This window comes from Winogradskyella sp. (genome assembly GCF_028282165.1).
Lineage (GTDB): Bacteria > Bacteroidota > Bacteroidia > Flavobacteriales > Flavobacteriaceae > Winogradskyella.
Genome location: NZ_JANQIM010000044.1, coordinates 70,358 through 79,537 on the forward strand (window position 1 = coordinate 70,358; position 9,180 = coordinate 79,537).

The 9,180-nt window shown below is 37.5% G+C and carries 6 protein-coding genes; all 6 read left to right on the top strand.

Going from position 1 to position 9,180, the window contains the following annotated elements:
• The first annotated feature begins 15 nt into the window (after positions 1-15).
• The gene (locus tag Q0972_RS16800; protein WP_299368148.1) at positions 16-1,200 is read left to right on the top strand and encodes a pyridoxal phosphate-dependent aminotransferase; all 1,185 of its coding nucleotides are present in this window, start codon (positions 16-18) and stop codon (positions 1,198-1,200) included.
• A 647-nt stretch (positions 1,201-1,847) separates the two neighbouring features.
• Positions 1,848-2,591 (top strand): LytTR family DNA-binding domain-containing protein, encoded by a 744-nt coding sequence (locus Q0972_RS16805; RefSeq protein WP_299368151.1) that lies wholly within the window; start codon positions 1,848-1,850, stop codon positions 2,589-2,591.
• A gap of 255 nt (positions 2,592-2,846) precedes the next feature.
• Positions 2,847-3,725 (top strand): T9SS type A sorting domain-containing protein, encoded by an 879-nt coding sequence (locus Q0972_RS16810; RefSeq protein WP_299368154.1) that lies wholly within the window; start codon positions 2,847-2,849, stop codon positions 3,723-3,725.
• 160 nt (positions 3,726-3,885) lie between these two features.
• On the top strand, positions 3,886-5,055 hold the full coding sequence (locus Q0972_RS16815; protein ID WP_299368157.1) for a hypothetical protein: 1,170 nt from the start codon (positions 3,886-3,888) through the stop codon (positions 5,053-5,055).
• A gap of 369 nt (positions 5,056-5,424) precedes the next feature.
• Positions 5,425-8,760: a hypothetical protein gene (locus Q0972_RS16820; RefSeq protein WP_299368160.1), complete on the top strand. Its 3,336-nt coding sequence runs from the start codon at positions 5,425-5,427 to the stop codon at positions 8,758-8,760.
• Positions 8,761-8,774: 14 nt separating this feature from the next.
• Positions 8,775-9,180, top strand: a 406-nt coding sequence (locus tag Q0972_RS16825) for a DUF6443 domain-containing protein (protein ID WP_299368163.1), incomplete at its 3' end; no start/stop codon positions are given.

Sequence of the window (9,180 nt, forward strand, 5' to 3'; positions counted from 1 at the left end):
ATTTATAACTAACTTATGAACCAACTTTCGGATAGAATTAATAATCTATCAACATCAGCCACCCTTGCTATGGCTGCAAAAGCCAGAGAACTTAGAGCAGAAGGAAAAGACATTATTGGATTAAGCTTGGGAGAACCCGATTTTAACACACCCGATTTCGTTAAAGAGGCTGCCATTAAAGCTGTTAATGAAAACTATAATAGCTACACACCAGTAGACGGCTATGTAGAATTAAAGGATGCCATAATAACCAAATTCAAACGCGACAATGATTTAGAGTATTCAAGACCTCAAATTGTTGTTTCCACAGGTGCCAAACAGTCCCTATTCAATATTGCTTCGGTCATGTTAAATCCGGGTGATGAAGTAATATTGCCATGTCCATATTGGGTAAGTTATAGCGATATAATAAAATTAAACGAAGGAGTTCCTGTAGAAGTAAAAACCGATATTAAGAACGATTTTAAAATGACAGCTGATCAATTAAAAGCTGCCATAACCCCAAAAACCAAAATGCTTTGGTATAGTTCGCCTTGTAACCCAAGTGGATCGGTTTATAGTAAGGACGAATTGAGGGCTCTAGCTAATGTGCTGCAAGAGCACCCAAATATTTATGTTGTTTCTGATGAAATTTACGAACATATCAATTTTATTGGTGGTCATCATAGCATGGCCCAATTTGATGATATGTACCATAGAACCATTACTGTAAACGGTGTGTCTAAAGCTTTTGCAATGACCGGCTGGCGAATTGGATATATCGGTGCACCCGATTGGATTGGCAGAGCCTGCAATAAAATACAGGGGCAAGTCACTAGTGGTGCTAACTGTATTGCACAACGTGCCGTGATCTCGGCATTAGAAGCAGATCCTGTGCGAATTCAGTATATGGTCGATGAATTTAAAGAACGACGTAAGCTTATTTTGGGCTTACTCAATGATGTAGATGGATTTGAAACCAATGAACCAGAAGGTGCTTTCTACGTATTCCCTAATGTTTCTGCTCACTTTGGTAAAACCATTGATGGAAACACCATCAACAATGCTTCAGATATGGCTATGTTTTTATTAGAAAACGCCAATGTTGCTACGGTTACTGGCGAAGCCTTTGGCAATCCTAATTGTATTAGAATCTCTTATGCCGCTTCCCAAGAGCAAATTATAGAAGCCATTAAGAGAATTAAAGCAGCTTTGAGCTAATATCAAATAACATAATAACCTAAGCTTCTACAGATTAGGATGAAATTTCATGTACTTAAGAAGACCGATCTGACTAAATGTACTAAACTATTAAACTTTATCATCCTAGCCACAGCGTTTTATGTTAGCCGAACGTAAAATATTCTTTTTTTTGATGTTTATTTAGATTTTTTCTTACATTTACGTGGCTCCTATATACAACAGCAAGTCAACTGACATGATTGCTTTTGTTAGGTCGCCGTTATAAATATTCCCAAGGAGGCCAATCATGGTAATCCAGTTAGTGACAAATGGAAATTTTCGAATTTCTATTCACAGTCTGTTAAAATCTACAACATATGTTTAATTTTAATAGCTTAACCATGACACGCCGATTCACCCAAGTATGTTATGCACTCATTTTATGTTTACCGCTTAACACGCTTTCCCAGCAATTCCTAAAGATTATTTCAACTCTACCGAAAGCAATACGCTTAGGAGAATTAACAGAAATCCTGATCTGGCAAATCATTAGAGTACTAAACACCCCTGTTCCGATAGGTATGCTTAAAATTTTAAGCAACCTAAATACAGGCTCAACAGTTAATTGTACCTAATTTATAATCTGAAGAACCATTACGATCAACCCTATTTCTAATCATGATAGTATGTATAAAGCTATAATCGTTGACGATCAACCCAGCAACGTAGAAATACTAAAGATCTACCTGCAAGATTATTTTCCGAGTATCCATATCGCAGGTGAAGCAAACAGTATAGAATCGGCTATAAAATCGTGTTATAAGCACAATCCAGATATTCTATTTCTAGATATTAAACTAACTGATGATGATTCTTTTATGTTGCTCGATAGTATAGATATTGGTGAAAAAGAAGTCGTAATGGTGCGGTCTTACGAAACGTACGGTGCAAAGGCTGTTAACCATGATATTACTGGGTATATGGTAAAACCTATAGATGTTAAAAACTTACAGCTAATGGTTAACAAAATAATACGCAATATCGAAAAAAAGCGGAGCTTAGACGTTGGTTATAAAAAACCCGAAGATGAGCCCAAGTCGTATTTAGATATTTTAGCCATCCCAACAACGTCTAAAATAGAGATGATCCTTGCTGAAAGTATAGTTTATATAGAAGCGGATGGCAGATACACTATATTTCATTTACACAATGGCGAAAGCAAGATCGCCAGCCGAAATCTGGGCGAGTATAAAACCGCTTTAAACCCAAAACACTTTTTTAGAATTCATCGTCGCTATATAGTAAACCTCTCTATGATTGTAAACATCAATAAATCAGCAGGAAATTATTGCAAAATGATCAACGATTTACGGCTACCTATTGCCAGACGGCGACTCGATGAACTTCTTAGACGGCTCAAGATAAAATAAGAGTAGTGAAATACCCATCACTTCAATAACGCCTAGGCTTAATTGTAGTAGGTGTTTTTGTTTGCAGGCATTGCATGTAGTAATAGCATGAAATACAACTGTAGACCCAACGATTCCACTCATTAATAGATTATACCGCTTATTACTGTATACTACCGTTTATTTCTGTATACTACCACTTATTACTTCACTTATAGAAAATAGCGGTGTTCTTTGTTCATTTGTTGTGTTATTAACTCATTAAATTCACTAAATATGAAGAAAAACAACATTAATGCTTTAGGTAAAATGTTGTTACTTACAGTCCTATGTCTACTGTTCTCGAGTTTGGGTATTTCCCAAAACTCATATGTAGGTGCTGGAAGTACCATTTACTTTAACGGTAGTATACTTACCGATCAAGTAATCTTACCTAATGCTACTGCTACCGTAAATATGACGGCAGCTACAAGTTTTACCGGCACTGGTTATGTAGACAGTACGGTAAACGTAAAAGGTGCCGGAGTCACTACTGTTCCAGTAGGTAATGGCGGTGTAAAATCTACTGTGGACATGACTACGGTCGCAACAGACGATATTGCTACGGCTTATATTGCTTCTGCAGCTACGGGAACCCTAGATGCCTCTCTGGCTACCTATGCCTTAAGCGATGCCGAGTATTGGACAATAGCACAAAACGCAGGCGCTTCTGCCGATGTAACTGTCACAGGCTTAAGCAATACGGCAACAACCTATGGTGGTGAAGCTGCCATTGGCACACCGATTTTGGTGCGTAGAGACAATACCAGTAGCAATTGGGTAGCCTACGCCTCTAATCCCGGTTTTGGAGAATTTGCTTATGCTGCAGAAACGCTAAGCTTAAGTGTAGAAACACCAAATGTTAGCAACTTTGCATTGTACCCAAACCCGGTACGTGGCAACACCATTGGCTTTAATCTACAAAGTAGTGTACAGCAACTAAATATTACTATGTACGATGTATTAGGTAAAATAGTACAACATTACAGCAATGTCCCTGTGCAAGCAGGAGCCAATACCATTGCAAAGCCAAATGTATCTAACGGAATCTACCTGTTACAATTCGCATTTAACAATGGGGCGCAGACAACTACGAAACGATTAATCATTGAATAAACTATTATATCGATTATTCGATTTTAAAAAAACAAATGTCAGTTCGTTCGAGTGACCTTTTTTCAGACTAAGCCAGACAGGCTAAAGTCGAAGTCAAAAAAACAATATCGAAAACACATGGCAAAACAAAAACTAAGAATACACAATTAATAAAATAAAAATGAAAAAAATACTATTCATATTCGCTTTAGCACTAATCGCTACAACTATAAATGCTCAGGAGCCCTCGGCTGCTTTTCAGGTCGATGCTACTGATAAAGGCTTTTTAATGCCACGAGTAACAGACCATACAGCTATTAGCTCCCCAGCAGCTGGATTAATGGTCTATAATTCAACTACTAATAAGATTATGGTCTTTGACGGCACATCTTGGATAGAAGCTACAGGAGTCACCAGTAAATTTGTGGATGGTACCGATCCATTAGATGCTGTTTATACAGGAGGAAAAGTTGGTATTGGGCTTTCCGATTTATCGTCATCAGATTCAGAATTACAACTTAATTCTACTGCTATTAGTACGGCCGTAAAAGTCGAAAAAGACCCAACACTTTTAGATAAGTTTAATGTTATTGAGTTAAATGGATTATCTTCTGACGGAACGACCACAGCTAGAGCTATCTTTGGTTTAAAAGCACAAGCTACCGGTGCTGATAGTTATGCTTATATGAGTGCTAAAAACACTACTGTTGATTTGGCTATTAACCAAGCAGGGAATGTTGGTGTCGGAGTAACAAATCCTACGGCACGTTTGCATGTTAATGGAGATATTAGAATAATAGATGGCACACAAGGTGCGGACAAAGTTCTTACTTCAGATGCTAGCGGATTAGCTTCCTGGCAAGAACTACCAAACTACCTATCCTTATGGACTAATGATACGGCTAATGGATATGTGAACTTAACCAATTATACCGATGGGGTAACACCAAGGTCAGGAAATGGTGTTGTAGTTTTTACAGATACTGGAAGAGTTGGAATAGGAACTACTAATCCTGTTCATAACTTCGTTGTGTCTTCTAACGGTGCTAATGGTTTTGAATTTCAGCCAAATAACCCTGTGCAAGCCGCAATTAACACCTATAATAGAAACACCTCATCGTACACTGAATTATTAGTTACATCAGCGTCATATAAATTCAATGTTATAGGCAACAACGCACTAACTATTGATGCATCGAGCAATGTTGGTATTGGTACAGAAACCCCAGGTGCAAAACTATCAGTAGTTGGTTTACAAGAGTATGCCGATAATGCTGCGGCAACAGCCGGAGGTTTAAGCGTTGGCGATTTTTATCGTACAGCAGACGGTACCGTAAAAGTGGTGTTTTAATATATATGAAGTGTTTCGACGGTAACGGCGAAATGCATCCCAAACTTTATATAATTGCTTAAGTTTTGATTAGGCCTGCTCATGTACTCGTACATGGGTGGGCTTATTTTTAAGCCAAGCCTTAAAAGAGTTAGTAGCTAATCTTATAACCTAAAGCCAATGCCTTGACTCTAAAACCCAAACCAAATATGAAAAACTCAAGTACAATAACAAGTTAACCTACATGATCTCCTTTGTTAAGTCACCATTACGAATATCCCCCATGCAGGGCAACTACAATGATCCCATTGTGACCAATGGATATTTTTGAATTTCTGTTGGCACCCCTGTTGCACTTTACAATCAATGTTTAATATTAATAGCTTTACCATGCCGTACCGATTAATCCAATTATGTTATGCCCTTATTCTATGTTTACCGTTTAACATCTTTGCTCAGGAACTGCCAAAGATTGTTCCACCTTCGCCAGAAGCGGCAGAACTAATTAAATATTCTCAAACCCAAATATCCCCTTATACAGGATTACCCAATATTCAAATTCCATTTTATACGATTGATTATGGTGGGGTTTCTGTGCCCATTGCATTGGCCTATAGTGGCGGCGGAATAAAAGTAGCCGACATCGCCTCTTGGGTCGGCTTAGGTTGGAATTTACAAGCCGGTGGTTTGGTAAGTAGAACCATAAACTGGTTGCCAGATGATAATGACCTATGGGGATACATGTATACATCTTATGATTTAGATCATTTTAGATCAAACCCAGACTCTGGTCCATTTTGTTGTGATCCAAATGAGCAAGGCTATCAATTGTTGGATGATCAAGCTAGTGTTAGAGATTATGAACCTGATGAATTTAATTATTCCATTCCGGGATATTCGGGAACGTTTTATTTTGATCAAGAAGTCAATGATTTTGTGCAATTACCAAAAACGAATGTCAATATTGAAAAAGTAACATTATCTCCAGGTAATCGTAAGATTATTGGTTTCAAAATTACAACACCAAATGGGGTTATCTATCATTTTGGAGGAGCAGAACCTTATATGGAACGAATTAAGGAAGTAAGAACTATGTCTCATACTAATAATGGTGTATTTACAGGAACCAATGATATGTATACTTCAAGTGCAAATCCTTTCTACCAAAGTTGGATGCTTCGAGAGGTAGAGTTTCCTACATCAGATTATTCAATTGAATTTGAATATGATATTGAAGACGATGTGCAAGCTATAATCAAATCTAATGAGGAATTTATACCCGGACATAATTCTTCAAATGAAATGGCCTATAAAATCAATTATACCGAGAAGAAATTTTCTCAGCCTAAGATTAAAAACATCACTTTCCCAAGTGGTCGTGTAGAGTTTAGTCGAAGTAACGTAGAACGTTTAGATTTAAAAAACGGTTATCCTTTAGAAACAATTACACTATTAAACAATGATGGCATAGTTATAAAAGAAATGAAACTAGAAACGTCAATATCAGAAGCAATCCCTGATAATGAATATCCCTTTTTTAGAATAAGTGATGAATTTTATAAACGTCTTAGATTAAACAAAGTTTCTATTTCCGACCCCTTAAATCAAGAGAATAAAGAATATATTTTAGAGTATAATCCACAAAAACTTCCTCATCGTTTTTCAAGGTCTATAGATTATTTTGGATATTTTAATGGAGAAGAGAATATAGATTTAATTCCTAGAGCTAATTATATTCCGTCTGTACCTTCAGCTTACTTTGGCAAAGCAGATCGTTCGGTTCAGCCAGAGTATACCCAGGCAGAGGTGCTTACAAAAATTATTTATCCTACTGGTGGTCATGAAGAATTTATTTGGGATAACAATACTATTAGTTTTTTTGTAGGAGGATCAGCAAATCAATATAAAGATTACCTTAAAGATTATATAAAAAATTTTCACAGTCAAGGTTGCATGTTTGAGGATACGAACCCTTCAAACAATTTTGACTATTCAATGACTATTGATATTCCAAGTAATAGTGACGGCATTACGGAATTTGATATTACGGTTCTGGGTTGTCCTTATAATAATGGTATACAAGTTCTTAATGACTCAAACTGTACTTACAGTTTGTTTCTTATTGATGTTACAGATACACCTGAATCACCTCAACCCCTTCTAAGCCCTAAAGTTATAAAACGTCTTATACCAGGAAACACCTACAAAATAGCGGCATCATATAATGGCAATTTCCTTGGCTGTGAAGTAACACAAACTACATCACCAAGTGGCGGATTTAGTGTAGTCATTAAATACAGTGAAGACCCTACACCAGGAGAGTATATGTTTGCAGGATTACGCATTAAAGAGTTAAAAGCTTTTGATAATAGCTATGATACGATACCTCAATTATGGAAAAAATACGATTATACTTTTCATGACCAAAATTCTCCTACACCAGATATTACAAGTGGCGTTGCATATAGCCTACCGATTAATTATATTGGAAATTATAGACGTAGTCATTTACAAGAATTACAAATATTTTCAAATGCACCTCTTTTACCTATTAATGGTACTTTACATGGGTATCTAAATGTTACGGAATCTTATCATGGACAATCGGAGCTAAATGGCTATAAACAATATAGTTTTTCAGATTTTGACATAGGAAGTGATTACCTATTAAGCTGTAGTTATTTTATGTCTGGATTTCCTATTGTACATAAAAAACATATTGCTCCTAACTGGAGAAATGGCAACCTTATTAAAACCACATACTTTAATAAATTAAACCTGCCTGTTAAAGAAAAGATTTACGTCTATGAAAACGTAAATACGTATTACAAAGATTGTTGGGATTTTGCAGTGCAAGTATATAGAATGCCAGACTTTACAGGAGGTGGCAATAATAGTTATGTAGCGTTGTATGGTTATACAACCGAGTACCACCGCTTAAAATCCCAAACTAATATTGATTATTTAAATAACAATGAGGTTATTACCACAACCCATTATCATTATGATAACAACCCCTTATTAGCGTCTAAGGTAAGTGTTAATAATAGTGCTCACTTAACTAATGAGACACATACTCTATATGCCCATGATATCCCAATCCCAACTTCGGCAGAGCAAAAGCTTATAGACCAAAATCGTTATGAACCCATAGAAACAAAAGCTTTGGTTAAGGACGGCAATACGTTGCTCAGTAGCCAAACCCAAAAAACCATCTACAAAGATTGGGGTAACGATGTGGTTTTACCAGAAGTTATTGAGACTTCCAAAAATAACAGCACCCTAGAACCTCGCGTCAATTACCACGCCTATGACACAAATGGTAATCCCACAGAAGTGAGCAAAACCGAAGGTACAAGTATCATTTATGTTTGGGGCTATAAGGACACACAGCCCATCGCCAAGATAGAGAATGCGAGTTATGATAATCTGACCCCGGCACAACAGTCTGCTATCGATGCCGCTAAATTGGCTTCGGACAATGATATAGACGAAGCCACAGAAGCCACCTTAAGGACGGCTTTGGAAAATCTAAGGCAAGCCTTTCCGTACGCTATGGTAAGCACCTACACCTACGATTCGCTCATTGGGGTAACCAGTACCACCGACCCAAGGGGCTACACCAGCTATTACGAGTACGATGACTTTAATAGGTTGAAATTGGTTAAAGATCAAGACGGCAACATCCTGAACCAAAACGAGTACAACTACGGCACCCAAAACTAAAAACAGACACAACAATGAAAAATTTAATATATACAGTTATAATGCTTTTGGTGTCCAACTTGGTTTTGGCACAGACTACAGCAGAGAACTACGTTAAGAACACTACGCCGCAGGTCGAGGTACAGGACGAAATGGCATTGAACAACCTTAGCCCCGACGACAAGATAGAGACCATTACCTATTTCGACGGTCTGGGCAGGCCCATACAGCGCATCGCCAAACAGGCAGGCGGACAACGGCAGGACATCATCACACCGGTAGTGTACGACGAGTTCGGCAGACAGTTGAGGGAATACCTGCCCTATGCCCGAAACAGCAGTCCCCTAAACTTTGAAACTGCTCTATTACCCGATCCTATTACCAACGAGATTACGGTACTGGACCAGTTCTATGCCGATAGGTTTGTAGACGACCGTATTT